This window comes from Micromonospora profundi, assembly GCF_011927785.1.
Taxonomy (GTDB): Bacteria; Actinomycetota; Actinomycetes; order Mycobacteriales; family Micromonosporaceae; genus Micromonospora; species Micromonospora profundi.
The window spans coordinates 3,804,019-3,829,752 of sequence record NZ_JAATJK010000001.1 but is presented as its reverse complement, the minus strand read 5'-3'; the positions used below and the strand labels follow the sequence as shown (position 1 = coordinate 3,829,752).

Genomic DNA, 25,734 nt, shown 5'->3' with positions numbered 1-25,734 from the left:
GTGTCGCCGATGGGCGGGCCTGGCAGTCGCGTCGGAGAGGGGCGTGTCGCGTCCCGAGCGGCGAGACGTGGCGCTGAGGAGAAGTGAAACCGCAGGCTTCGGCGTCTGTCAATACCTGCCGAGGCGGTCCTGTCCGCCGAAGAACTTCTTCAGTCCGGGCTCGGCCAGCCCTGCCGCTGCCGGCTCGTGGTCGCCGGGCGATGAAGATTTCTTGCCCCGGAGGGAAAGCCCCCGCAAGGTATTGACAACCGTGGAAGTCGAGCAGTTAACTCGCCAGCAATCGATTTCCCACCGCTCTCGGTCGCTCGGGAAGGGACACCGATGAGGCTCCGTGTCACCCGCTGGCTGGGCGCCGCCGTCGCCATGCTCACCGCGATCCCGCCGGCGACGGCCTCCGCCGCCACGCTTGCCGTTCCCGCGCCAAGTGTTGTCGACGCCTCCGCGTTCGCCGTCGCCGACGACAAGGGACCGGCCGGATGGGACACCTACCGGCGGCTCGACCGCCTGCCCGAGCTGGCCGCAGGCACCCGTACCCATCAGTTCTCCAGCTTCGGCCGCGACGGCTCCAACGACGACGGCTTCGTCGGCACCTGGTCCTGCCTGCGCCAGAGCGGCGGATGCGTGATCGCCGAGGCGCGCGGACCCGGCGAGGTGCAGTCGATCTGGTTCACCCGCGACGAAGGCGACGTCCGCGCCACCGGCTGGATCCGCATCGAACTCGACGGCGTGGTGGTCGTCCAGGCCGACCTTCAGGCCCTGGTGGACGGGCGACTCGGCAGTCCCTTCGTCGCACCACTTGTCAGCAACGCCGACCAGACCTCCGGCGGCGTCACGATCAAGGTGCCGATGCCGTACCGCAACTCCATGCGGATCACCACCCAGAACAACCCGCTCTTTCACCACGTCACCTACCGCACCTTCGCCGACGCCGAGGGCGTCGCGCGGTTCGACCCAGCGGACCCGGCCACCGATGTGGTCACCCTGCTGCGCGCCGCAGGCACCCGCGACCCGAAGCCCGCGCAGCCCGGCGCCTCCACAAGCCGCGCCACAGTCACCGCGCCGGCACAGGGCCAGGTGTCGTTGGCCGGCCTGACCGGCCCCCGGGCGATCACCGCGCTGCGGCTGCGCGTACCCGATGCGGCAGCCGGCGCACCGACGCTCGCCGGCCTGCGGCTGCGGATGGCGTTCGACGGGCGGACCACCGTGGACAGCCCGGTCGGGGAGTTCTTCGGGGGTGGGCTGGGCGAGCGCACCGTGCGGTCGCTCATGTTCGCCATGGATTCGGCACCCGGCGGCTGGTACAGCGCCTGGTGGCCGATGCCCTTCCGCTCCTCCGCCGCCCTGACGCTCGTCAACACGACAGGCACCACCGTGAGCGGAATCGAGGTGGAGGTGACGTCGGCGCCCGGCACCGAGTGGACGTCTCGGCTCGCCGCCGACGGCAGCGCGGGCTACTTCACCACCCAGTCGCGGCGCGCGGAGACGGTCGGCGGCAACGACTGGATCGTGGCCGACCAGTCCGGCCGGGGCCGGTTCGTGGGTGTCTCGCAGACCATGCGCGGCCACATCATCGGCGGGAACACCCGCAACTACCTCGAAGGCGACGAGCGGGTGTACGTGGACGGCTCGCCGACGCCGCAGATCCACGGCACCGGCACCGAGGACTTCTACGAGTCGGGGTGGTACTTCAACCGAGGCGAGTACAGCGGCGTCTTCACCGGCAACACCGCGCACCTGGTCCGCGGTGGCGGATGCGCCGACGAGTGCGACGCCGCCTACCGGCTGATGATCGGCGACGCGGTGGCGTACGGCACCGCGCTGCGCTTCGGCATCGAGCACGGGCCGGCCAACGACATGCCGGCCGAGTACGCCTCGACCGCGTTCCTCTACACCCAGCGCACCGTGGCCACGCGCCGGACCGACACCGTCGTCACCGGCGACGCCGCCAGCCGCGCCGCCCACGCGTACACCGACTCGTCGGCGACCCAGACCGCGCTCACCGCCAGCTTCGAAGGCGACGACGACAACGTCCCGCAGACCGCCCAGGTCCGCGCCGCGACCGCACCCGTCCGCTTCCGGCTGGCCGTCGACCCGACAAACCAGGGGGTACGGCTGCGCCGCCACAGCGACCAGTCCGGCGGCTACCAGCAGGCGGCCGTGTCGGTGGACGGCGTACCGGCCGGGGTGTGGCTCCAACCCCTGGGCAACGACCGGCAACGCTGGCTGGCCGACGACTTCGTCCTGCCCGCGGCCCTGACGGCGGGCCGGTCGACGGTCACCGTTCAGCTCACCCCGGCCGCAGGCGCGCCGGCGTGGACCGCCGTCCGGTACCAGGCCGACAGCATGGTGCCGCCGTTCGTCGACACCACCGCCCCGGCAACGGTCGCCGGTCTCACCCTGGCCGGCGGACGCGTGCACGCCCTCGGCCTGACCTGGTCGCACTCCGCCGACGACGTAGGGATCGTCTCCTACCGGGTCTACGCGTCCCGGAACCCGGGCGTGACGATCACCGCCGCCAACATGGTCGGCACGACACGTGCCACGGCGTTCCGGCACGGGCCGCTGCCGGCCGGCCAGACCCGCTACTACCGGATCGTGGCGGTCGACGGGTCGGGCAACGTCGCCGCGCCCTCGGCCGAGGTGTCGGCCACCACCCGTGGCCGCAACACCAGCGACGCCAACGGCGACCGCCGCGACGACGCGATCGACTTCACGCGCGGCGCCACGGCCGACGTGTTCACCTCGCTCTCCGACGGCACCCGTTTCGTGCCGGACAGCCGGCCCTGGAACGACTTCTTCGCGGTGGACGCGGAGATCCCTCTCACCGGGGACGTCAACGGCGACGGCCGTGCGGACATCATCACCTTCACCCGGGGCGACAACGCCGACGTCTACGTCGGGCTCTCCACCGGCACCGGATTCGCCGCCGGGGTCAAGTGGCACGACTTCTTCGCTGTCGGCACCGAGTTCCCTGCGGTCGGTGACGTCAACGGCGACGGGCGTACCGACATCATCACCTTCACCCGTGGCGCCGCCGCCGACGTCTACGTGGCGCTGTCCACCGGCTCCGGCTTCGGACCCGGCGTCAAGTGGCACGACCACTTCGCCCTCGGCGACGAGTTCCCGGCGGTCGGCGACGTCGACGGTGACGGTCGCGACGACATCCTGACGTTTACGCGGGGTACGGCGGGCGACGTGTTCGTGTCGCTCTCCGACGGCACCCGCTTCGTGGAGGACGGCTGGAAGTGGCACGACAGCTTCGCCCTCGGCAACGAACTGCCCGCGGTGGGCGACGTCGACGGTGACGGTCGCGACGACATCCTGACGTTCACGCGGGGTACGGCGGGCGACGTGTTCGTGTCGCTCTCCGACGGCACCCGCTTCGTGCAGGACGCCTGGAAGTGGCACGACAGCTTCGCCCTCGGCGACGACCTGCCGGGGGTCGGGGACTTCAACGGCGATGGCCGGGCCGACGTGGTGCGGTTCACCCGCGGGCTCACTGCCGACGTGTACGTCTCGCTCTCCACCGGCGGCGGGCTCGGGGCCGCCAACCGCTGGCACGACCAGTTCGCCCCCGGCGTCGACCTGCCCCGCCCGAGCGTGTCGTGATGCGCGCCCGACGTGTCACCGCAGCGCTCCTGCTCGGAGCTGTCCTGGCAGCCGCCCCGGCTGTGCCGGTCCTGGCTGCCGCCCCGGCGGCATCCGCCCTGACAGCGGCCCCGGCGGCGGCCTCGGCCCTGGCTGACGACCCGTTGCGGTTCGAGGCCGAGTCGCTGGCTGTCGTCAGCGCCACCGCGCCGGTCGGGGCGCAGGCCGACTGTTGCGGGGTGAGCTGGTCCGGCGGGCGGCAGCTGTGGTTCCGGGCTGCCCGCGCCGGGGACTCGGTGACGCTCACCCTGCCGTCGGTGCCCGCCGGGCAGTACGACCTCGGCGCGGTGCTCACCCGGGCCGGCGACTACGGCACGCTGCGTTTCGCCGTCGACGGAGTGGCTGTCGGCCAGCTCTTCGACGGGTACGCCGGCACCGTGCAGCGCACCGGCGCGGTGCCTCTGGGCTCGGCGTCGCTGGCGAGCGGCACGCACCGCCTCACTGTCACTGTCACCGGCCGGTCCGCGCCATCGACAGGTTTCTTCGCGGGGATCGACACTGTGACGCTGCGCCGTGTCGGCTCGCTCGCGGCGGTCACCACGACGCCGTACGAGACTGTTGGCGAGACCCCGACCCGGGGCGCGTCGACACGCGTCTACGACCCGAGCGTGGGCGAGTCGACGACCTGGTACTACAACGACCACACGTTGGTGCGGCACCAGCAGACCGGCGTGTGGCACCTGTTCGGCATCACCCACGCCGAATCCGGAGCGCCCCAGGACGAGAAGGTCTTCGGGCACGCGACGGCGCCGAGCCCGACCGGTCCGTGGACGAAGCGGCCGGTGGCGCTGATCGCCGACCCGGGCGCGGGGGAGCAGTGGATCTGGGCCCCGCACGTCGTGCACCACGACGGCGTCTACTACATGTTCTACGCGGCCGGTAGTCCGGACTACACGCGCTACCGCATGCACCTGGCCACCTCGACCGACCTGTTCACCTGGACCCGCAGCTCGGCCAACCCGCTGTTCACTGACGGGTGGGAGGGCCGCGACCCGATGGTGACAAGGGTCGGTGACCGCTGGGTCATGTACTACACGGCCACGTCGAGCCCGTCCGGCGGCAACCACGTCGTGGCGTACCGGACCAGCACCGACCTGCGGTCCTGGAGCGCCCGCGCGGTCGCCTACACGTCGCCGTACACAGGTCAGGCGGGTGGGCAGACGGAGTCGCCGTTCGTGGTGCGCCGGGGGGACTGGTGGTATCTGTTCGTCTGCTGTGACGGCACGGACTACGGCGCCGCGTACCGGCGGACGGCCGTCTACCGCAGCCGCGACCCGCTGCGGTTCGACGGCGCGGAGAAGGTGGCGGTCCTGGACGCGCACGCCGCCGAGGTCGTGGTGGACGGCTCGACCTGGTATCTCAGCCACGCCGGCTGGGGGCAGGGCGGGCTCTGGCTGGCGCCGCTGACCTGGCCGACTCAGGTGGTGGCGCGCGGGTACACGGTGGCCACCGGGTTCCTCCGCGCCGACGTGCGGACCTGGCCCAACGCCCGGATCGCCGAACTGGCGGTGGACCCGGCCGGAGCGGGCAACTACCGGCCCGCGCTGGACTCGTCGCACCGGGGCACGGGCCCGTACCTCGCTGTGGGTCGGTTCGACGTGACCGACCGGGCCGGCGCACCGGCCCGGGTCGACGTGTCGGCCGACGGCTCCCGGATCAACCTTGTCGGCATTCCGTTCGGCGACGAGCCGGTCACCGCCGACTGGCTGCTCACTGTGGCGCCCCGATGGTCCGGCCCCGGGTTGCAGAGCGACATCACCTGGTCGGTCAACGGGTGGCCGACGGCGGCGGTGTGGGAGGTGGCGTTCAACGTCGACGGCGCGTCCCCGACGGTCGGGGATCCGGCGGTGGAGGCACGACCGACAGGTGACGTCACCGGAATGCCCCGGTGGACGATGTCCACCGGTGCCGGGCTCTCGGTGGTAGCGGTGCACAGGTGGGGGTCGGCCTGGCGCGGCGACAACACGTGGTACGACGCCGGCCACGCGATGGCCGCCTGGCAGCCGTTGTGGCGTGCGGGTGGCCTGTCCTGGGGGCCGGGACAGTATCCGGGGGGCACCTGGCGGCTGGTCGCGAGCGGTGTCCGGCGGGACGTGGCGTTCGCCGACGCCGCGCACGCCGCGATGAACGCGGTCCCGTGACAGCCGTGGACACCGGCGACCCGCCGCGCGCGGAGGCGGACACGAGCGGGCCGGTGGTGGTCGCCATGACCGGCGTGGCGAAGAGGTTCGGCGGTGTGACGGCCCTGGACGGCGTCACCTTCGACGTGCGCGCCGGCGAGGTGCACGCGTTGCTGGGGGAGAACGGCGCGGGCAAGTCCACCTTGATCAACATTCTCTCCGGCGTCATCACCGACTACGACGGTGAGATCGCTGTCGACGGGACGCCGGTACGGTTCGCCGGTCCCGCCGCCGCCCAGGCCGCCGGCATCGCGACCATCCACCAGGAACTCGACCTGGTGCCCGCCCTGTCGGTGGCCGACAACCTGGTGCTCGGACGGGAACCCCGGACGCGGCTGCGCACAGTCGACCGGCGGGCGGCCGTCCGTACCGCGCGGGAGCACCTGGACCGGCTCGGGGCCGACATCGACCCGCGGCGGCCCGTCGGGTCGTTGCGCGTGGGGGAGCAGCAGCTCGTCGAGATCGCCAAGGCGCTCGCGCTGGACGCCCGCGTGCTCGTCATGGACGAGCCGACGGCCGCGCTCGCCGACGGTGAGGTGCGGCGGCTCTTCGCCACCATCGACGGCCTGCGCCGACGGGGAGTCGGCGTCGTCTACATCTCGCACAGGATGGAGGAGATCGAGGTCGTCGCCGACCGTGCGACGGTGCTGCGCAACGGTTCGGTCGCCGGTGTCGTGCCCGCCGGGCGGATGGACCGGCGGCGGATCATCGCGATGATGGTGGGCGAACGGGCCACCTCGCTGTTCGCGCCCGCGCCGAGAGACGCGGACAGCCCGCGCGGGACCGTGCGCGAACCACTGCTCGACGTCACCGACCTGGCCGTGCGGCCCCGGGCGCCCCGGCCCGGCCGCTGCGAGCCGGACGGCATCAGCCTCACCGTACGGGCCGGCGAGATCGTGGGCCTGGCGGGCCTGATGGGAGCCGGCCGCACCGAACTGCTGGAAACCCTCTTCGGTGCCGGTCCGCGTGGCCGGCGCAGCGGCGCGATCCGGTTGAACGGCAGCCGGTACGCGCCGAGGCACCCGCGCGCGGCGCTGCGCGCGGGCGTCGGCTTCGTGCCCGAGGACCGTCGCCGCGCCGCACTCGTCCTCGAACATCCGGTCGGTCGCAGCATCATGCTGACCGCCCTGGCAAACGTGACGACCGCCGGATTCGTCAGCCGCAAACGGGAGCGCTCCGTGGTCCAGCGGACGATCACCGAACTGGCCATCAAGACGTCGTCGGCGGCCGCGCCCGTCGGCGCGCTCTCCGGCGGCAACCAGCAGAAGGTCGTCTTCGCCCGGCAACTGCTCGCCGAGCCCCGGCTGCTGCTGCTGGACGAGCCGACCCGCGGCGTCGACATCGGTGCGAAGGCCGAGATCTACCGACTGCTGCGCCGGCTCGCCGGCGAGGGCATGGGCATCCTGCTCGCCTCGTCGGAGCTGCCCGAACTGCTCGGTGTCTGCGACCGCGTGGTGGTGCTGCGTGGCGGTCGCGTGGTGGCCGACCTCCCCACCGACGGCTGCACCGGCGAGGACATTCTCGCGGCGGCGATGGGCGGCGCGACTGCCGGAAGGGACGAACGATGACCGACGTCCGCGTACCGCCGCCGGAGCCCGCCGTGACCGAGGTGCCGCCCGCCGCCGGCACGGTCGGGTTGCGAGGCACCGCCGCCCGCTGGCTGCGCCGGCCGCGCAGCCGCCGCGAACTCGTCGACCGGCTCTTCGCGGTGCAGAGTCTCTTCGCGTTGCTCGTGGTCTTCGTCGTCGCGATCCTCGCCTCACCGCGACGCGACGGCGAAATCCTCTTCCTCACCGCCGGGAACCTCGGCAATATCGTCCGCGCGGTGTCGGAGATCGGCATCATCGCGATCGGCATGACGTTCGTCATCCTGCTGGGAGGCATCGACCTGTCGGTCGGCGCCATCCTCGGTCTGTCGGCCGTCGGCACCGCCACCCTCCTTGTCGACTCGGGGTTCGGCATCGTGCCGGCGGTGGCCGTGGTGCTCGTGATCGGTGCGCTCTTCGGCGCCGTGCAGGGGTACGCCGTCGCCCGACTCGGCATCCAGTCGTTCATCGTCACCCTCGCCGGCCTCCAGGTCGCGCGGGGCATCGCCCGGATCTGGTCGGGTGGCCTGGGGATCCCGATCGCCTACGGCGACGGAGCACACGAAGCCCCGCCGGCCTTCGAACTGCTCAACGGCTCCCTCAACGGCGTGCTCCCGGTGCCGGCGGTCCTGTTCGTCCTGATCGGGATCGCCGCGATCGTGGTGCTGCGGACGACCGCGTTCGCCCGGCACGTCTACGCGATCGGCGGCAACGAGAAGGCGGCCCGGCTCTCGGGTGTCCCCGTCACGCGGATCAAGGTCGCCGTGTTCGCTGTCGCCGGCCTCCTCGCGGCGGTGGCCGGCGTGATCCACGCGGGACAGCTCAACCAGGGCAGCCCCAACGACGGCGCCGGATACGAGTTGGACGCTATCGCCGCTGTGGTGATCGGCGGGACGAGCCTGGCCGGCGGCTCCGGCTCGATGGGCGGCACCCTCGCCGGCGCGCTGCTGCTCGGCATCCTCAACAACATCCTCGCGCTCAACAACATCGACGCCAACGTCCAACTGCTGATCAAGGGACTGGTGATCGTGCTCGCGGCGGCGCTGCAGAAGCTGCGCCACGGCATCGCCTGACCGAACCCACACCGAGGAGCCACTGCCATGCACAGACGAACCGTGCTCGCGTTGCTGGTCACCGGCGCGCTTCTGACCACCGCGGGATGCACCGTCGAGAAACCCTCTGACGACGCCGGCTCGGCCCGCGCCTGCGGAACCGGCAAGGACTTCCTGATCGGCATGTCGCAGGCCAACAACGCCGAGCCGTACCGGCAGGTGATGAACAACGACGTGCAGACGGCCGCGAAGGCGGTTCCCGGCTTCCGCGTCGTGGTCTCCGACGCCGCGCAGGACAACAGCAAGCAGGTCGCCGACGTGGAGAACTTCCTCACCCAGAGGATCAACCTGCTGATCATCTCGCCAAACGAGGCCAAGCCGCTGACCGCCGTGGTCAAGAAGGCGTACGACCAGGGCATCCCGGTGATCGTGCTGGACCGCAAGGTCGAGGGCGAGGCGTACACCGCCTTCATCGGAGGGGACAACGTCGCCATCGGTAGGGCGGCCGGCGAGTTCTACGCCCAGACGCTGCTCCCCGGCGGCGGCAAGGTGATCGAGATAGCTGGGCTCCCCGGCTCGACGCCGGCGGCAGAGCGCGCGAAGGGGTTCCGTGAGGGCATCGCCGGCAACCCGAAGATCGAGATCGTCGCCTCCCAGCCCGGGGACTGGCTGCGCGAGAAGGGGCAGTCGGTGGCGGACGCCCTGATCAAGGCCCACCCGGACGTGTCGGCCGTCTACGCGCACAACGATCCGATGGCGGAAGGCGCCTACCTCGCCGCCAAGGCGGCCGGGCTCGAACAAAAGATCAAGTTCACAGGCATCGACGCGTTGCCGGTGCCCTCCGGCGGGATCAAGGCCGTCGAACAGGGCCGCCTCGCCGCGACCTTCCAGTACGCCACCGGTGGCCGTGAGGCCGTCGAACTCGCCCGGAAGATCCTTGTCGACTGCGCCACGGACGTCCCGCGCGCCACCACGCTCGACACGACGCGGATCACCAGCGACAACGCCGCCGAGGCGTACGCCAAGCTCGGCGGTCTCTGAGTACGCACCGCCGGCCTGGTCGCTTCGCAGCAACGACTGCCCGACCCGTCAACCGCCCGACAGTCAAGGGAGCCGCCCCGTGACCCGTTACATCCTGCCCGTGCCGGTGCAGCCGCCGGCCGCCCCGCCGCGCACCGTCTACACAGTGGCGAGCGGCGACCTGCGGCTGAGCGCGAACGTCACCTGCTGGCCCACCCAGCGGCAGCTCGAAGAGGACCTCTCCGCCGCCGTCACCGCGCTGGGCTGGCACGTCCGGCGCGGCCACGACGTCGACGCGGTCACCGGCCACGGGTTCATCGCCAGCCAACGCGCAGGAATCGAGGTGTTCCGGACGATCCCGCCCGACGCCCCGCTGATCGTGGTCGAGGCGGTCTGGCAGTACAGCCACCACGTGCTGGCAGGGCTGCGCGCCCACCGGGGGCCGATCCTGCTCGTCGCGAACTGGAGCGGCCAGTATCCCGGTCTGGTGGGACTGCTCAACCTCGCGGGCAGCCTCACCAAGGCGGGCGTGCGGTATTCGACGCTGTGGAGCGAGGACTTCACCGACGAATGGGCGCGCGACGGCTTGAAGAAGTGGCTGGAGACCGGCGAGGTGGTGCACGACGAGAGCCACGTACGCCCGCTGCCGGCGCTGCCGCCGGACGCCGAGGTCGAACTCGGCGTGGCGCTGGCCCGGCAGCTCGTCTCCGAGCGGGCCATCATCGGTGTCTTCGACGAGGGCTGTATGGGCATGTACAACGCCATCATCGACGACGAGCTGCTCAACCCGCTGGGCATCTTCAAGGAACGCCTGTCGCAGAGCGCACTGGTGGCGGAGATGGCGCGGGTACCCGAGCCCGAGGCGCAGGCAGTGCTCGCCTGGCTCGACGCGGCGGGGATGACGTTCCACACCGGCGTCGACGAGGCCACCGAACTGACGCACGCGCAACTGCTCAGCCAGTGCAGGATGTACGTGGCCGCGCTGCGCATAGCCGACGACTTCGGCCTGGACGCGGTGGGAATCCAGTACCAGCAGGGACTCAAGGACACCGTTCCGGCAAGCGACCTGGCCGAGGGACTGCTGAACAACGTGGTGCGCCCTCCGGTGACCAGCCGCGACGGCTCACGGGAGCTGTACCCGGGTGTGCCGCTGCCGCACTTCAACGAGGTCGACGAGGGCGTCGCGGTGGATTCGTTGGTCACCAACCGGATCTGGACCGCGATGGGCTTGGACCCGGCCACCACGCTGCATGACATCCGCTGGGGAGAGCAGTACGACGACAGTTTCGTCTGGGTCTTCGAGATCTCCGGTTCGGTGCCCGCGTCGCACAACGGTGGTTACGACCGGTCCTACAGCATGCGTCAGCCGCCGATGTACTTCCCGCTCGGCGGTGGCACCCTCAGCGGGGTGTCGAAACCGGGTGAGATCGTCTGGTCGAGGGTGTTCGTCATGGACGGCGCGCTGCACGTGGACCTCGGTCGCGGCACGGTTGTCGAGTTGCCCGCGGCCGAGACGCAGCGCCGGCTCGACGCCACGAATCCACAGTGGCCGATCATGCACGCCGTGCTGCACGGCGTCGGCCGCGACCAGTTGATGGCCCGGCACAAGGCCAACCATGTCAACGTCGTCTACGCCCCCGACGCGCTGACCGCCGACCGTGCGCTGCGGGCCAAGGCTGCCTTCTTCGCCGAGCTGGGCGTAGCGGTCCACCTCTGCGGTGACGTGCGGATATGAGCGGCCGGTCTCGTCTTACGGGCCGGTCGTACCGCGGCGCCGAGGGCTGTCGTCGGGGCGGTTCGGCTGCCCGGGGGCCGAACTCTCCCGTACCCGCAGTTCGGTGCGCAGGACGACTGTCGAGGGTGCCTTCGCCGGGTCGGCGATCCGCTCGACGAGCAGCGAGGCAGCCGTACGACCCAGGTCATAGGTGGGTTGGGCGACGGTGCTCAGTGACGGCCGGACCAGGTGCGCCCACGGAATGTCGTCGAACCCGACGATGCCGAACCGGTCCGGTACGTCGATGCCGTTGTCGACAAGACATTCGACAGCGCCCACTGTCATCAGGTTGTTGGCCGCGAACACCGCGTCGGGCGGCTCGCCGGTCTCCAGCAACGAGGCCATCGCCCGGTACCCGCCGTCCTCGCGGAAGTCGGCGTACCGGATCAGGTCCTCGTTCGTCGAACGCCCGCTCGCCTTGAGCGCCTTCTGGTAGCCCCGCAGCCGCTGCATGGCTGTGGAGATCCGGCGCGGGCCGGTGATGCAGGCGATCCGTCGGTAGCCGCTGCCCACCAGGTGGGTCGTCGCCTGCTCGGCGCCGTGGATGTTGTCGACGAGCACTGTGTCCACGTCGACGCCGCGCGGTTGCCGGTCGATGGCCACGACCGGGATACCGGCCTGCACCAGGCGGCTGATCAGGGCCGGCCGCCCGGACGAGGAGATGATCACCCCGGCCATCCGCTCGGCGAGGGCCGCCGCGACGTACCGGGCCTCCTTGTCCGGGTCCTCGTCACCGTTGCACAGCACGACCGAGAATCCGGCCTCCTGTGCGACGTCCTCGACGCCACGCACCATGGAGGTGAAGAACGGGTTTCCGATGTCGGAGATGATGACCGCCCAGAGGCTGGTCCGGCTCCGGCGCAGGCTGCGGGCGACAGCGTTCGGGCGATAGTCGAGATCCTGTGCGGCCTGCCGTACGCGGGCGGCCAGCTCCGGGTCGACGGAGTCGCGTCCGTTGAGCACCCGGGAGACGGTCGCGGGCGACACGCCGGCCCTGCGGGCCACATCGTAGATGGTCGTCATCCCGCCCTCATCGTTGTCGCCCAAGCCCGGACTACCGGTTTGCCATCGGGTCGCCGACCCCGGGTGTGCTCGCACCTCGGGAGATCGCTCGGAATCCTATACAGAGGAAGCAATCGATTTCTGGTCGGGCCCAGGCCGTTCCGGATGCCGAACTCCGGAGGTATTGACATCGATGCCGGTGACTACAACACTCGTCAGCAATCGATTTCCCGCTCTCTCGCGTGCCGGGTGGCCCCGCTTTCGGACGGCCGGACCGGCGCCGGCCGACGCGGCGTCCACGGGGGCGGGCGTCAGCTGGCGAACCACCTTCCGGTCGCACACCTGACGTCCCTGAGGAGCATTGTGAGACGACGTTCGCTGGCGATGCTTGTCGCCCTCCTGACCGCAACGGCAACGGTCGCGGTCGCTGCGCCCGCTGCTGCCGTACCGATCGACACGCTCGCCTGTCCGTCCGTCCCCGCCACCCACGACCCGGCCGTCACCCTCGTCGTCTACCGGGTGGCCCGGTCGTACAACGTGAACGACAAGGTCATGCTCTCGACGTTCGAGGCCGGGTGGGTCGAGTCGCACATGAACAACCTGCCCTGCGGCGACAAGTCCAGCCTGGGTGTCTTCCAGCAGCGCTGGGACTACGGCTGGGGGACGCCGGAGCAGATCATGGACCCGGTCTACGCCACCACGCAGTACGTCACCAGGGCGATCACCTGCGACCGCAACAATCCCGGCTACACCGCCGGCCAGGTCGCCCAGTGCGTACAGCGGTCGGGGTTTCCCGATCGGTACGACCAGGCGGCGGCGACGGCGCGAACGTTGCTCAACCAGGCGGCGCGGACCCACGGCATGACCGGCGGCGCACCGACGGACGTCAACGGCGACGGCCGCGACGACGTCCTCACCTTCACGCAGAACGCCGCCGCCGACGTCTACGTGAGCACCTCAACCGGCACCGGCTTCGCGGGAACGTCGGTGAAGTGGAACGACTTCTTCTCCATCGGTGGGGAGACCGCGTCGACTGGTGATTTCAACGGCGACGGACGGGACGACATCGTCACGTTCGCGCACAGCAACACCGGTGACGTCTACGTGGCCTTGTCGACAGGGTCGGCGTTCACGTCGCCGGGCAGGTGGCACGACTGGTTCGCCCCTGGCGCGGAGATCGCCGCCGTCGGTGACGTCAACGGCGACGGCCGCGACGACATCGTCGCGTTCACGCACAACGCGACGGCTGACGTCTACGTGGCGTTGTCGACCGGGTCGTCGTTCGCCGGCACGGCCGTGAAGTGGCACGACTACTTCTCCATCGCGGGGGAGTTCCCGGCGCTCGGCGACGTCAACGGCGACGGGCGCGACGACATCATCACGTTCACCCAGGGCCCCGCATCGGCCTCCGACGTGATCGTGGCGCTGTCCAACGGCGCCTCGTTCGGGGCGCCGCAGAAGTGGCACGACCTGTTCGCCGTCGGCGCCGAGCTACCCCGCGTCGGGGACATCAACGGCGACGGGCGCGACGACATCGTCACGTTCACCTGCAACGCCGACGCCGACGTGTACGCGGCCGTGTCGACCGGCTCCGGCTTCACCGGCACCACTGTGAAATGGCACGACTTCTTCTGCCTATCCGGCGAGTTCCCGTACCTCGGCGACGCCAATGGCGACGGCAGAGACGACCTCATCGTCTTCACCAAGGGCGCCACCAACGACGTCTACGTCGCCCTGTCGACCGGGACCACGTTCGGTCCCAGCAGCAAATGGCACGACTACTTCGGCCTGAACGGTGAGGTGACCCTGTGATGTCACGACTGGTGGCCCCGGTGGCCGGAACACGACGACGGCGGCGTGGTGGCGTCGCCCTGCTGGCCGCGGCGCTCGTCGGCGTGGTGGCGGTCACGCCGACGCCTGCGACCGCGACTCCGCCGGGCCGTAGCGACCTGGACGCGGCCTTCGTGCGGGCGGCGCAGGAGTACGACGTACCCCGGGACGTCCTGGTCGCTGTCGGCTACGGCGAGTCCCGGCTGGACGGCCACGACGGCAAGCCGAGCCAGGCCAACGGCTACGGGGTGATGCACCTGGTGAGCAACCCCACCCAGCACACCCTGGAACGGGCGGCGACGTTGACCGGTGAGCCGGTCGGCAGGCTGAAGACCGTCACCTCGGCGAACATCCGTGGAGGCGCGGCCGTGCTGCGCGACCTGGCCGAAGCCGAGGGGTTGACCGCAGCCGCCCGGGACCGGGTCACCGCCTGGTATCCGGTGGTGGCGAGGTACGGCGGCGCGGCGGACGACGCGACAGCACGCCTGTACGCGGACGGGATCTACGACCTGGTGCAGCAGGGCATCCCGGGCGCCGTCCCGGTCCGGGCGCACCGGGCGGAGCCGGAGCGGGGCCGTTACGCCACAGTGCTCCCCGCCGGGGCGGCGCCCGGCGCGCTCGCCGCGGCCGTACCGGAGTACGCGCCGGCGCGGTGGATCGCCGCGAACGGCGCCAACTACGGCGTCGGGCGGTCCAGCCGGATCACGACGGTGATCCTTCACGTCACCCAGGGCTCATACGCCGGCACCATCAGCTGGTTCCAGAATCCGTCGTCGGGGGTCAGCGCCCACTACGTGGTGAAGTCCAACAACGGTGAGATCACGCAGATGGTCCGCGAGGGCGACACCGCGTACCACGCCCGGTCCGGCAACGCCTACGGCGTCGGCATCGAGCACGAGGGCTATGTCGCGGACCCGGCGTGGTTCACCGACGCGATGTACCGTGCCTCGGCCGCGCTGACCCGCTATCTGTGCGACAAGTACGGCATTCCGAAGAACCGTACGGGCATCAAGGGGCACAACGAGGTCCCGGGCAACGACCACACCGATCCGGGGCCGAACTGGAACTGGAACTACTACCTCTCGCTCGTGAACCAGGGTGGCGGCGGGTCGGCCGCCCGGTATTTTGGTGGGTCACCCACCGACTTCACCGGCGACGGACGCGACGACGTCATCGCGTTCACCCACAGCCCTCTCGCCGACGCCTACGTCGCCACCTCCACCGGCACCAGCTTCACCGGCACCACCATCAAATGGCACGACTGGTTCGCCCTCACCGGCGAAACACCGCTGACCGGCGACGCCAACGGCGACGGCCGCGACGACGCCATCGTCTTCACCCACGGCCCCCTCGCCGACGTCCACGTCGCCCTCTCCACCGGCACCACCTTCGCCCCCAGCCAAAAATGGCACGACTGGTTCGCCCCCGGCACCGAAATACCCGCCACCGGCGACGTCAACGGCGACGGCAAAGACGACATCATCACCTTCACCCACGACACCACCGCCGACGTCTACGTCGCCCTCTCCACCGGCACAACCTTCACCGGCACCGCCGTCAAATGGCACGACTACTTCTCCATCGAAGGAGAATTCCCCGCCATCGGCGACGTCAACGGCGACGGACTCGACGACATCATCACCTTCACCCAAGGCCCCGCCACCGCCTCCGACGTCATCGTCGCCCTCTCCAACGGCACATCGTTCGGACCACCACAAAAATGGCACGACCTGTTCGCCGTCGGCACCGAACAACCCCGCGTCGGCGACATCAACGGCGACGGCCGCGACGACATCGTCACCTTCACCTGCAACACCGACGCCGACGTCTACGCCGCCACCTCCACCGGCACCGGCTTCACCGGCACCACCGTGAAATGGCACGACTACTTCTGCCTACCCGGCGAATTCCCCTACCTCGCCGACACCAACGGCGACGGCAAAGACGACCTCATCGTCTTCACCAAAAACACCACAAACGACATCTACGTCGCCCTCTCCACCGGCACCGGATTCGCCCCCAGCACCAAATGGCACGACCACTTCGGCCTCAACGGCGAAACCACCCTCTAATCCCGACAGACCGCCAGGAGGATCCATGGATCACCACCCCGTGAGCAGGCGACGACTCCTCACCGGCGCTGCCGGCGTCGCCGCGGCCGGTGCCCTCGCCGGTGCCTTCTCCGCGCCGACCTCGGCAAGCGCCGCAGGCAACGGGTACGGCCTGCGCATCGTCGCGCGGAACGAGAACGGCGGCCGGTTGCAGTACTACCGGTTCGCCACCGACGCCATCGAGTGGGACCCCGCGGTCAACGTGCTGCTGCCGGACGGCTACCACACCAGCGGCAAGCGATACCCGGTGCTCTACCTGCTGCACGGCGGCAACGCCGACTTCCGCACCTTCCACATGCAGGACAACATCATCAACCTCACCGCCGGCCGGGACATCATCGTCGTCATGCCGGACGCCTCCACCGGCTGGTATTCCAACCCGGTCACCAGCAACACCGGACCCCGCAACTGGGAGACGTTCCACATCGCCCAGTTGCTGCCCTGGATCGATGCCAACTTCCGGACCTTCGCCGAGTACAACGGCCGCGCGGTGGCCGGCTTCTCGATGGGCGGCTTCGGCGCTCTCAAGTACGCCGCGAAGTACTACGGCCATTTCTGCTCGGTGAGTTCCCACTCGGGGCCGGCCAGCCTGCGCCGCGACTTCGGTCTCGTCGTGCACTGGGCAAACGCCACATCGGCCGCCCTCGACCTCGGCGGCGGCACCGTCTACGGCGCGCCGCTGTGGGACGAGGCCCGGGTCAGCGCCGACAACCCGGTGCAGCGCATCGAGAGCTACCGCAACAAGCGCATCTTCCTGGCCGCCGGCACCTCACCCGACCCGGTCAACTGGTTCGACACCGTCAACGAGACCCAGGTCCTGGCGGGCCAACGCGAGTTCCGCGGCGCGCTGGCCCAGGCCGGCATCCCGCACGAGTGGCGGGAGGTTCCGGGCGGCCACTACTTCCGTCACGAACTGTTCGTCCAGGATCTCGGCGGCATGCTGGGACGGCTGCGTCGCGCCGGCTGACCCCGTACAGGGCGGTCGCCCGACCCCGTGTAGAGCACAGGCCGCCGTACCCGGAAAGGTACGGCGGCCTGGTCGGCGCGGTGGAGCCTCAGGAGCCGGGTGTGTTGCCGGCGCCCTTGGTGGTGGCAGTGAGGTAGTCGCGGTTGAGCCGGCCGATCGTGTTCAGTGGAATGCCCTTCGGGCAGACCACGGTGCACTCGCCAGCGTTGGTGCAGCCGCCGAAGCCGGCCTCGTCGTGCGCGTCGACCATGCCGATGACCCGGGTGTAGCGCTCCGGCTGGCCCTGCGGCAGCAGTGAGAGCTGGGTGAGCTTGGCGGCAGTGAAGAGCATGCCGGAGCCGTTCGGGCAGGCCGCCACGCAGGCGCCGCAGCCGATGCAGGCGGCCGACTCGAAGGCGGCGTCCGCGTTGGCCTTGGCCACCGGCGTGGAGTGCGCCTCGGGCGCGCTGCCGGTCGGCGCGGTGACGTAGCCACCAGCAGCGATGATCTTGTCGAAGGCGTCCCGGTTGACCACCAGGTCCTTGATGACCGGGAAGGCGCTGGCCCGCCACGGCTCGATGTCGATCGTCTCGCCGTCGGAGAACTGCCGCATGTGCAGCTGACAGGCGGTGGTACCGCGCTGCGGGCCGTGCGCGTCACCGTTGATCATCAGACCGCACATGCCGCAGATGCCCTCGCGACAGTCGTGGTCGAACGCCACCGGGTCCTCGCCGTCGAGGATCAACCGCTCGTTGAGCACGTCGAGCATCTCCAGGAACGACATGTCCGGGGACACGTCGTTGACCGGGTAGGTCACCATCCGACCCTTGTCCTCAGGGCCCTTCTGGCGCCAGATGCGCAGGGTCAGGTTCACTTGTAGCTCCGCTGCGTGGGGTGGACGTATTCGAACTTCAGGTCTTCCTTGTGCAGCACCGACGGCTCGCCGGTGGCGGTGAACTCCCACGCCGCCACGTACGCGAACCGGTCGTCGTCGCGCTGCGCCTCACCGTCGGGCGTCTGGTGCTCGGCCCGGAAGTGGCCGCCGCAGGACTCCTCGCGGTGCAGGGCGTCGATGCACATCAGCTCGGCCAGCTCGAAGAAGTCGGCGACACGGCCGGCCTTCTCCAGCGACTGGTTGAACTCCTCGCCGGTGCCGGACACCTTGACCCGCTGCCAGAACTGCTCGCGCAGGGCGCGGATCTCGTCGATCGCCTTGCGCAGGCCGGCCTCACTGCGCTCCATGCCGCAGTGCTCCCACATGATCTGGCCCAGCTCCCGGTGGAACGAGTCCACCGTCCGGTCGCCGTTGACCCCCAGCAGCCGCTGGATGCGGTCCTCGACGTCGGTGCGCGCCTCCACCGCCGCCGGGTGGCTGGCGTCGACCTTCTCCAGCGGGCCGGAGGCCAGGTAGTTGGCGAGCGTGGTGGGCAGCACGAAGTAGCCGTCGGCGAGGCCCTGCATCAGCGCGGACGCGCCGAGCCGGTTCGCGCCGTGGTCGGAGAAGTTCGCCTCCCCGATCACGAACAGGCCCGGGATGCTCGACTGGAGGTCGTAGTCGACCCACAGGCCACCCATCGTGTAGTGCACGGCGGGGTAGATCCGCATCGGCACCTCGTACGGGTCCTCGCCGGTGATCCGCTCGTACATCTCGAAGAGGTTGCCGTACTTGGCCTCGATGGCCTTGCGGCCCAGGCGGTTGATCGCGTCGGCGAAGTCGAGGTAGACGCCGAGCTTCGTCGGTCCCACGCCCCGACCCTCGTCGCAGACGTTCTTGGCGGCACGGGAGGCGATGTCGCGGGGGACCAGGTTGCCGAAGGAGGGGTAGATCCGCTCCAGGTAGTAGTCCCGCTCGTTCTCGGGGATGTCCTTCGGGCTGCGGTCGTCGCCCTTTGTCTTCGGCACCCAGACCCGGCCGTCGTTGCGCAGCGACTCGCTCATCAGGGTCAGCTTCGACTGGTGGTCGCCGGAGACCGGGATGCAGGTCGGGTGGATCTGCGTGTAGCAGGGGTTGGCGAAGTACGCGCCCTTGCGGTGCGCCCGCCAGGTGGCGGTGACGTTGCAGCCCTTGGCGTTCGTGGAGAGGTAGAAGACGTTGCCGTAACCGCCGGAGGCGAGCACGACGGCGTCGGCCATCTCGGTGGTGATCTCGCCGGTGACCATGTCCCGGACGACGATGCCCCGGGCCTTGCCGTCGATGACGACAAGCTCCAGCATCTCGTGCCGGGCGTTCATCTCCACGTTGCCCAGGCCGATCTGCCGCTCCAGGGCCTGGTACGCGCCGAGCAGCAGCTGCTGACCCGTCTGGCCCCGGGCGTAGAAGGTGCGCTGCACCTGGGCGCCACCGAAGGAGCGGGTGTCCAGCAGGCCGCCGTACTCGCGGGCGAACGGCACGCCCTGGGCGACGCACTGGTCGATGATGTTCACCGACACCTCGGCGAGCCGGTGCACGTTCGACTCCCGGGAGCGGAAGTCGCCGCCCTTGACGGTGTCGTAGAACAGCCGGTGCACCGAGTCGCCGTCGTTGCGGTAGTTCTTCGCGGCGTTGATGCCGCCCTGCGCCGCGATCGAGTGCGCCCGGCGCGGGCTGTCCTGGTAGCAGTAGGACTTGACGTGGTAGCCCTGCTCGGCCAGCGTGGCGGCGGCGGACCCGCCGGCCAGGCCGGTGCCGACCACGATCACCGTCATCTTGCGGCGGTTGGCCGGGTTGACGAGCTTGGCCTCGAAGCGGCGGGTCTCCCAGCGCTTGTCGATCGGGCCGTCGGGAGCCCTGGTGTCGGCGATCGGGTCGCCCTCGGTGAAGAGTTCCATGTCAGGACACCAATCCGGTGAGAACGGCGAACGGGACCACCAGGTATCCGGCGCAGAGCGCCACGGAGAAGACCAGCGCGGCGTTGCGCGCCCGACGCTCACCTCGCGGCGTCTGCTGGCCGAGGCTGCGGAACGCGCTGAAGGCGCCGTGGCGCAGGTGGAAGCCGAGCGTGACGATCGCCAGGGTGTAGAAGAGCGTGACGTACCAGCGCTCCGGCGCGAAGTCGGCGACGACGTTGCCGAACGGCTTGGTGGGGTCGCCGACCGGGTTGAGCGTGCCGGTGGTCAGGTCCAGGATGTGGTAGATCACGAAGAGCAGGATGATCACCCCGCCCCACCGCATCGTGCGGGCCGCGTAGCTGCCCCGGACTTTCTTACGGTGGGCGTAGCGCACCGGGCGGGCGGCGCGGGCACGCAGCGCCAGCACCGTCGCGGCCCAGATGTGGCCGACGGCGGCCACCACCAGCCCGATGCGCATGATCCACAGGAACCACACACCGGGCAGCAGCGGCTTTCCGATGTCGCGCAGCCAGTGCGCGTAGCTGTCGAACGAGGATGCCCCCGCGAAGACCTTCAGGTTCCCGAGCATGTGCGCGATCAGGAACAGCACCAGCACAATGCCCGTCACCGCCATGACGGCCTTGAGACCGACGTTCGTGCGGATGGGCGACCGAGTTTTCGTCATGACCACGTGACCGACGCTAGGAGCACTTCAATCAGTCGTCCAATGCATCAAACTCGCAGTGTTGATAGCCGTAGGCTATGTAGATGCAGCTCCATCAGCTCCGGTACTTCGTCGCGGTGGCCGAAGTACGACATTTCACCCAAGCCGCCGACCTGGTAGGCATCACTCAGCCTTCTCTCAGTAAGCAAATTCACGCTCTGGAAACCGACCTCGGCGCCCCCCTCTTCGAGCGGGTAAGGGGAAACATCACACTGACCGCGGCCGGTGAGGTGCTGCTGCCGTTGGCGACCCGCATCCTCGCCGACGTGGAGACCGCCACCCGCGAGGTGCAGGAGCTGGTCGGGCTCCGGCGGGGCCGCGTGCGGCTGGGCGCCACCCCGAGCCTGGCCACCTCGCTCGCCCCGCCGGTGCTGCGCCGGTTCCGGGACGCCCACCCCACAGTCGACCTGCGCGTCGAGGAGGGCGGCTCCCAGGACCTGGTCCGCGACCTGCTCCGCGGTGACCTCGACCTGGCGCTGATCATCATGCCGGCCCAGGGCGCGGACCCGGGCCTGCGTGTCGACCCGATCCTGCGGGAGAGCCTCGTGGTGGCCTCGGTGCACGAGGTGCCGACCGCTTCGGCGACCGGCGAGCTGCACATCACCGACCTGCGCGACCAGCCGATGGTGATGTTCCGGGAGGGCTACGACCTGCGCGACGCCACCATCCAGGCGTGCCGCGAGGCCGGCTTCGAGCCGACCTTCGCTGTCGACGGCGGCGAGATGGACGCCGTCCTCAGCTTCGTCGAGGCAGGGCTCGGCATCGCGCTGGTGCCGGGCATCGTGCTGGCCCGCCGCCCCGGGGTACGGATCACCCCACTGGCCCCGCCCGGGGTGCGACGGACCATCGCGGTGGCCCGCCGGAAGGACGTGGTGCCCACCCACGCCGGGCGGGAGCTGCGCCGGATCCTGCTCGACTACATCCAGTCCGCTATCGACCGCGACGACCTGCCGCCGGGCGTCGACCCGCGCTGACCCGCGAGGTCAGCGGCCCTCGGCGTCGTCCATGGCCCGGTAGATCCGCTGCTCCGACACCGGGTACGGGGTGCCCAGCGCCTGCGCGAAGACGTTCACCCGCAACTCCTCGATCATCCAGCGGATCTGGCGGACGGCGGCTTCCTGCCGGCGCGCGGGCGGCAGCGCGGCGAGCAGATCGTCGTACTCCTTCTGCACCACAGCGATCCGGTCCTGTTGCTGACGGTCGCGCTGCGGGTTGCCGCCGAGGCGGTCCATCCGGCGCTCGATGGCGGTCAGGTAGCGCAGCAGGTCGGGCAGGCGGGCGTACCCGGTCTCGGTGATGAACCCGGCGTGCACCAGGCCGGCGAGCTGCTTGCGGATGTCCGCCAACGCCGCCACCACGGCGAGGTTGCGGGTGGCGCCGAGCCGCTGCTCGACGGTGTACGCGGCGGCGAGGACCCTGCGCACCCGGTCCATCACCTCGACCACCGTGTCGACCAGGTCCGCCCGGACCTTCTCGCGCAACGCGGCGAAGCCCTCGGCGTCCCACGCCGGCCCACCGGCGTCGCCGATCAGGCGGTCGATGGCCGCGCCCGCCGCGTCCTCGATCAGTTGCTGCACACCGCCGTGCGGGTTGCGGCTCAGCGCGAGCTTCGCCTCGTTGCTCAGCCGACCCTGGAGGAACCGGGCAGGGGAGGGCACCGTGAGCCGCAGCAGCCGTCGGGTGCCCGCCCACTGCGCCGCCTCCGCCTCGGCGGGGGAGTCGAACACCCGCACCCCGACCGTGGCGCCCTCGTCGACGAGCGCCGGATAGGCGGTCACCGCGTAGCCGGCGCGGACCTGCTCGATGGTCCGTGGCAGTGTGCCGATGCTCCACTCGCGCAGCCCGGTACGGGCCACCTCCGGCGCGGCGGCCGCCACCACCTGGCGTACCTCCTGGCGGAGTTGGCGCTGCAGCGCCTGCAGGTCCTTGCCCTCGGCGACGGGCTTCTCGTCGTCGCCGAGCACCCGGAACGTGACCCGCAGGTGGGCGGGCAGCTTGGCCGGCTCCCAGGCGTCCCGGGGCACCGTCACGCCTGTCATCCGGCGCAGCTGGCGGGTGAGCGCGTCAAGCAACGGCTCCTCGCCCGGGGTGATCGCGGCAAGGGCGGCCCGCGCGAAGTCCGGCACCGGCACGAAGTTGCGGCGGATCGGCTTGGGCAGCGCGCGGATCAGCGCGATGACAAGCTCCTCACGCAGCCCCGGCACCTGCCAGTCGAAGCTCTCCGCCGGCACCTGGTTGAGCAGCGGCAGCGGGATGTCCACCGTGACGCCGTCGGTGGGCGTGCCCGGCTCGAACCGGTAGGTGAGCGGCAGGGTCACCCCCTCGGCCTGCCACTCGTCCGGGTAGTCGCCCTCGTCCACCCCCGCCTTGCCGTCGTTGACCAGCAGGTCGCGGGTGAACGTGAGCAGGTCGGGCTGCTCCCGGCGGGTCTTCTTCCACCACGTGTCGAAGTGCCGGCCGGAGACCACGTCGGCCGGGATCCGCTGGTCGTAGAAGCCGAAGATGGTCTCGTCGTCGACGAGGATGTCCCGGCGTCGGGCGCGGCTCTCCAACTCCTCGATCTCGCCGAGCAGACGCTTGTTGTCGGCCCAGAAATGGTGGTGGGTCTGCCAGTCGCCCTCAACGAGAGCGTGCCTGATGAACAGCTCCCGGCTCAGCGCCGGGTCGATCCGCCCGAAGTTGACCTTGCGGGAGGTGACAAGCGGGACGCCGTACAGGGTGACCTTCTCGTAGGCCATCACCGCGGCCTGCTTCTTCTCCCAGTGCGGCTCGCTGTAGCTGCGCTTGACCAGGTGCTGCGCGAGCGGCTCGACCCACTCCGGCTCGACCCGGCCGGCGATCCGACCCCACAGCCGGGACGTCTCCACCAACTCGGCGGCCATCACCCAGCGCGGCGGCTTCTTGAACAGCGCCGAACCGGGAAAGAGCGCGAACTTCGCGCCCCGCGCGCCGAGGTACTCGTGCTTCTGGGCGTCCTTCAGGCCGATGTGCGACAGCAGGCCGGGCAGCAGCGACTGGTGCACCTTCGGGGTGTCGATCTCCTCCGGCAGGTCGGCCGCGTGCCGATTCCGGCCGGCATCCGCCTCGCCCGAGGTGTCCCGCGCCGGCCGTCCGCCGCGCCTCTCGCCCTCGGCCGGGGTACGCAGCACCTGGCGCAGTTGACTGACGATGTCCTGCCACTCGCGTACCCGTAGGTAGTTCAGGTACTCCGCCTTGCACATCCGGCGGAACGCGCTTGAGGACAGCTCCCGCTGCTGCTCGCGAAGGTAGCGCCACAGGTTGAGGTACGCGACGAAGTCCGACTCCTTGTCGGCGAACCGGGCGTGCGCCTGGTCGGCCTGGGCCTGCTTCTCCGCCGGCCGCTCGCGCGGGTCCTGGATGGACAGCGCTGCGGTGATCACCAGCACCTCGGCGGCACAGCCGTTGCGCTCGCCCTCGACCACCATCCGGGCCAGTCGCGGGTCGACAGGCAGCTGCGCCAGCCGCCGGCCCAGCGCGGTGAGCCGCTTCGCGGGGTCAGCCTCGGTCGGGTCCAGAGCGCCCAGCTCGTGCAGCAGGTTGACGCCGTCGGTGATGTTGCGCTTGTCCGGTGGGTCGATGAACGGGAACGCGGCCAGGTCGCCGAGCCCGATCGCGGTCATCTGGAGAATGACCGACGCCAGGTTGGTGCGCAGGATCTCCGGGTCGGTGAACTCCGGTCGCGACAGGAAATCCTGCTCGTCGTAGAGGCGGATGCAGATACCGTCCGACGTACGCCCGCAGCGTCCCTTGCGCTGGTTGGCCGACGCCTGGGAGATCGGCTCGATCGGCAGCCGCTGCACCTTGAGCCGGCTGGAGTAGCGGGAGATCCGCGCGGTGCCCGGGTCCACCACGTACTTGATGCCGGGCACTGTCAGCGAGGTCTCCGCGACGTTCGTGGCGAGCACCACGCGCCGCGAGGTGTGCGCGGCGAAGACGCGGTGCTGCTCGGCGCTGGAGAGCCGCGCGTACAGGGGCAGGATCTCGGTGCCGAGCAGTGTCCGCTTCGTCTGCACCAGCTTGGCCAGGGCGTCGGCGGTGTCCCGGATCTCCCGCTCCCCGCTGAGGAAGACCAGGATGTCGCCGGGCCCCTCGGCGGCCAACTCCTCGACTGCGTCCCCGATCGCCTGGATCTGGTCGCGGACGTTCTCCTCGTCGCTGTCGCCGTCCTCCTCACCCTCGGCCAGCTCGACAAGCGGCCGGTAGCGCACCTCGACCGGATAGGTCCGCCCGGACACCTCCACCACCGGAGCCGGTACGCCGGCGGGCTCGTCGGCGGTGGGCGGCCCGGCGAAGTGCCTGGCGAACCGGTCGGTCTCGATGGTGGCCGAGGTGATGATCACCTTGAGGTCGGGTCGTCGGGGCAGCAGCTCCCGCAGGTACCCGAGGATGAAGTCGATGTTGAGGCTGCGCTCGTGGGCCTCGTCGATGATCAACGTGTCGTACTGGCGCAGCATCCGGTCGGTCTGCAACTCGGCCAGCAGGATGCCGTCGGTCATGAGCTTGACCAGGCTGCGCTCGCTTACCTGGTCGGTGAAACGCACCTTGTAACCGACCACGTCACCCAGCTCGGTGCCCAACTCGTCGGCGATCCGGTCGGCCACCGTCCGGGCCGCCAGCCGCCGGGGCTGGGTGTGCCCGATGAGGCCGTGCACGCCACGCCCCAACTCCAGGCAGATCTTCGGCAGCTGGGTCGTCTTGCCGGAGCCGGTCTCACCGGCCACGATCACCACCTGGTGATCGCGGATCGCGGCGGCGATGTCGTCCTTGCGCTCACTGACCGGCAACCCCGCCGGGTACGTGATCACCGGCACCGCCGCGCGCCGGGCGGCGAGCCGCTGCTCGGCCCTCGCCACCTCGGCGGTGATCTCCGCGAGGGCAGCCTCCCGGCGCTGCGGGTCACGCAGCTTGCGGGCACCGTCCAGGCGCCGCTGGAGCCGGCGCTGGTCGCGGAACATCAGGGGAGTGAGGCGGCGGTGCAGCTCGCGTACCGGATCGGTCGCGGCGGCGGCGGCTTGATTCTGCATGTCGTGCC

15 protein-coding genes are annotated in these 25,734 nt (G+C 70.4%); 10 read left to right on the top strand and 5 right to left on the bottom strand.

All coding sequences use genetic code 11. The features are described 5' to 3' along the window. Positions 1-321: 321 nt before the first annotated feature. The 6 genes from F4558_RS16765 to F4558_RS16740 all read left to right on the top strand — a co-directional run bounded on the left by F4558_RS16765 (position 322) and on the right by F4558_RS16740 (position 11,221). On the top strand, positions 322-3,609 hold the full coding sequence (locus tag F4558_RS16765; protein WP_167945069.1) for a DUF2961 domain-containing protein: 3,288 nt from the start codon (positions 322-324) through the stop codon (positions 3,607-3,609). Beyond that, positions 3,609-5,789: a family 43 glycosylhydrolase gene (locus F4558_RS16760; protein ID WP_167945068.1), complete on the top strand. Its 2,181-nt coding sequence runs from the start codon at positions 3,609-3,611 to the stop codon at positions 5,787-5,789. The genes F4558_RS16765 and F4558_RS16760 overlap by 1 nt, the downstream gene beginning before the upstream one ends. Beyond that, a complete protein-coding gene (locus F4558_RS16755) occupies positions 5,786-7,396 on the top strand; it encodes a sugar ABC transporter ATP-binding protein (protein ID WP_231640158.1) in 1,611 nt (536 codons plus the stop codon). Before F4558_RS16760 ends, F4558_RS16755 begins: the two co-directional genes overlap by 4 nt. Next, positions 7,393-8,487, top strand: coding sequence for an ABC transporter permease (locus tag F4558_RS16750; RefSeq protein ID WP_197281620.1), 1,095 nt, complete (start codon positions 7,393-7,395; stop codon positions 8,485-8,487). Before F4558_RS16755 ends, F4558_RS16750 begins: the two co-directional genes overlap by 4 nt. 27 nt (positions 8,488-8,514) lie before the next feature. Further along, a complete protein-coding gene (locus F4558_RS16745) occupies positions 8,515-9,507 on the top strand; it encodes a substrate-binding domain-containing protein (RefSeq protein WP_053658716.1) in 993 nt (330 codons plus the stop codon). Positions 9,508-9,586: 79 nt separating this feature from the next. Next, complete coding sequence (locus F4558_RS16740) at positions 9,587-11,221, top strand: fucose isomerase (protein WP_053658714.1); 1,635 nt, start codon at positions 9,587-9,589, stop codon at positions 11,219-11,221. Positions 11,222-11,236: 15 nt separating this feature from the next. On the opposite strand, the gene F4558_RS16735 is transcribed toward F4558_RS16740, so the two are convergent. Next, entirely contained in the window at positions 11,237-12,283 is a 1,047-nt protein-coding gene (locus F4558_RS16735; protein ID WP_053658712.1) for a LacI family DNA-binding transcriptional regulator, read from the bottom strand. 342 nt (positions 12,284-12,625) lie between these two features. Here F4558_RS16735 and F4558_RS16730 point away from each other — a divergent pair, with 342 nt between their 5' ends. Genes F4558_RS16730 through F4558_RS16720 form a run of 3 tightly spaced genes read left to right on the top strand, consistent with a single transcriptional unit; the run spans position 12,626 to position 17,170 of the window. After that, positions 12,626-14,074, top strand: a complete 1,449-nt coding sequence (locus F4558_RS16730; RefSeq protein ID WP_167945067.1) for an FG-GAP repeat domain-containing protein — start codon at positions 12,626-12,628, stop codon at positions 14,072-14,074. Further along, positions 14,074-16,164 carry an N-acetylmuramoyl-L-alanine amidase gene (locus F4558_RS16725; protein ID WP_209273318.1) on the top strand — a complete coding sequence of 697 codons (2,091 nt, stop codon included), beginning with the start codon at positions 14,074-14,076 and terminating at the stop codon, positions 16,162-16,164. The genes F4558_RS16730 and F4558_RS16725 overlap by 1 nt, the downstream gene beginning before the upstream one ends. Before the next feature lie 25 nt (positions 16,165-16,189). Continuing rightward, positions 16,190-17,170 carry an alpha/beta hydrolase gene (locus F4558_RS16720; protein ID WP_053653379.1) on the top strand — a complete coding sequence of 327 codons (981 nt, stop codon included), beginning with the start codon at positions 16,190-16,192 and terminating at the stop codon, positions 17,168-17,170. Between the two features lie 88 nt (positions 17,171-17,258). Here F4558_RS16720 and F4558_RS16715 read toward each other — a convergent pair whose 3' ends face one another. Genes F4558_RS16715 through F4558_RS16705 form a run of 3 tightly spaced genes read right to left on the bottom strand, consistent with a single transcriptional unit; the run spans position 17,259 to position 20,642 of the window. Continuing rightward, on the bottom strand, positions 17,259-18,023 hold the full coding sequence (locus tag F4558_RS16715) for a succinate dehydrogenase/fumarate reductase iron-sulfur subunit (RefSeq protein ID WP_053653380.1): 765 nt from the start codon (positions 18,021-18,023) through the stop codon (positions 17,259-17,261). Then, a complete protein-coding gene (locus tag F4558_RS16710) occupies positions 18,020-19,957 on the bottom strand; it encodes a fumarate reductase/succinate dehydrogenase flavoprotein subunit (protein ID WP_053653381.1) in 1,938 nt (645 codons plus the stop codon). Before F4558_RS16710 ends, F4558_RS16715 begins: the two co-directional genes overlap by 4 nt. Before the next feature lies 1 nt (position 19,958). Beyond that, positions 19,959-20,642 carry a succinate dehydrogenase cytochrome b subunit gene (locus F4558_RS16705; RefSeq protein ID WP_082377338.1) on the bottom strand — a complete coding sequence of 228 codons (684 nt, stop codon included), beginning with the start codon at positions 20,640-20,642 and terminating at the stop codon, positions 19,959-19,961. Between the two features lie 83 nt (positions 20,643-20,725). Here F4558_RS16705 and F4558_RS16700 point away from each other — a divergent pair, with 83 nt between their 5' ends. Further along, on the top strand, positions 20,726-21,655 hold the full coding sequence (locus tag F4558_RS16700; RefSeq protein ID WP_053653382.1) for a LysR family transcriptional regulator: 930 nt from the start codon (positions 20,726-20,728) through the stop codon (positions 21,653-21,655). 9 nt (positions 21,656-21,664) lie between these two features. On the opposite strand, the gene hrpA is transcribed toward F4558_RS16700, so the two are convergent. Beyond that, positions 21,665-25,726 carry an ATP-dependent RNA helicase HrpA gene (gene hrpA, locus F4558_RS16695; RefSeq protein ID WP_167945066.1) on the bottom strand — a complete coding sequence of 1,354 codons (4,062 nt, stop codon included), beginning with the start codon at positions 25,724-25,726 and terminating at the stop codon, positions 21,665-21,667. Between the last annotated feature and the right edge of the window lie 8 nt (positions 25,727-25,734).

What these genes read in the sequence shown, in the direction of transcription:
- F4558_RS16750 (WP_197281620.1), top strand. Translation starts at nt 7,393, where the DNA reads ATGACCGACGTCCGCGTACCGCCGCCGGAGCCCGCCGTGACCGAGGTG.
- F4558_RS16765 (WP_167945069.1), top strand. Translation starts at nt 322, where the DNA reads ATGAGGCTCCGTGTCACCCGCTGGCTGGGCGCCGCCGTCGCCATGCTC.
- F4558_RS16700 (WP_053653382.1), top strand. Translation starts at nt 20,726, where the DNA reads ATGCAGCTCCATCAGCTCCGGTACTTCGTCGCGGTGGCCGAAGTACGA.
- F4558_RS16760 (WP_167945068.1), top strand. Translation starts at nt 3,609, where the DNA reads ATGCGCGCCCGACGTGTCACCGCAGCGCTCCTGCTCGGAGCTGTCCTG.
- F4558_RS16735 (WP_053658712.1), bottom strand. Translation starts at nt 12,283, where the DNA reads ATGACGACCATCTACGATGTGGCCCGCAGGGCCGGCGTGTCGCCCGCG.
- F4558_RS16710 (WP_053653381.1), bottom strand. Translation starts at nt 19,957, where the DNA reads ATGGAACTCTTCACCGAGGGCGACCCGATCGCCGACACCAGGGCTCCC.
- F4558_RS16705 (WP_082377338.1), bottom strand. Translation starts at nt 20,642, where the DNA reads ATGACGAAAACTCGGTCGCCCATCCGCACGAACGTCGGTCTCAAGGCC.
- hrpA (WP_167945066.1), bottom strand. Translation starts at nt 25,726, where the DNA reads ATGCAGAATCAAGCCGCCGCCGCCGCGACCGATCCGGTACGCGAGCTG.
- F4558_RS16720 (WP_053653379.1), top strand. Translation starts at nt 16,190, where the DNA reads ATGGATCACCACCCCGTGAGCAGGCGACGACTCCTCACCGGCGCTGCC.
- F4558_RS16725 (WP_209273318.1), top strand. Translation starts at nt 14,074, where the DNA reads ATGTCACGACTGGTGGCCCCGGTGGCCGGAACACGACGACGGCGGCGT.
- F4558_RS16745 (WP_053658716.1), top strand. Translation starts at nt 8,515, where the DNA reads ATGCACAGACGAACCGTGCTCGCGTTGCTGGTCACCGGCGCGCTTCTG.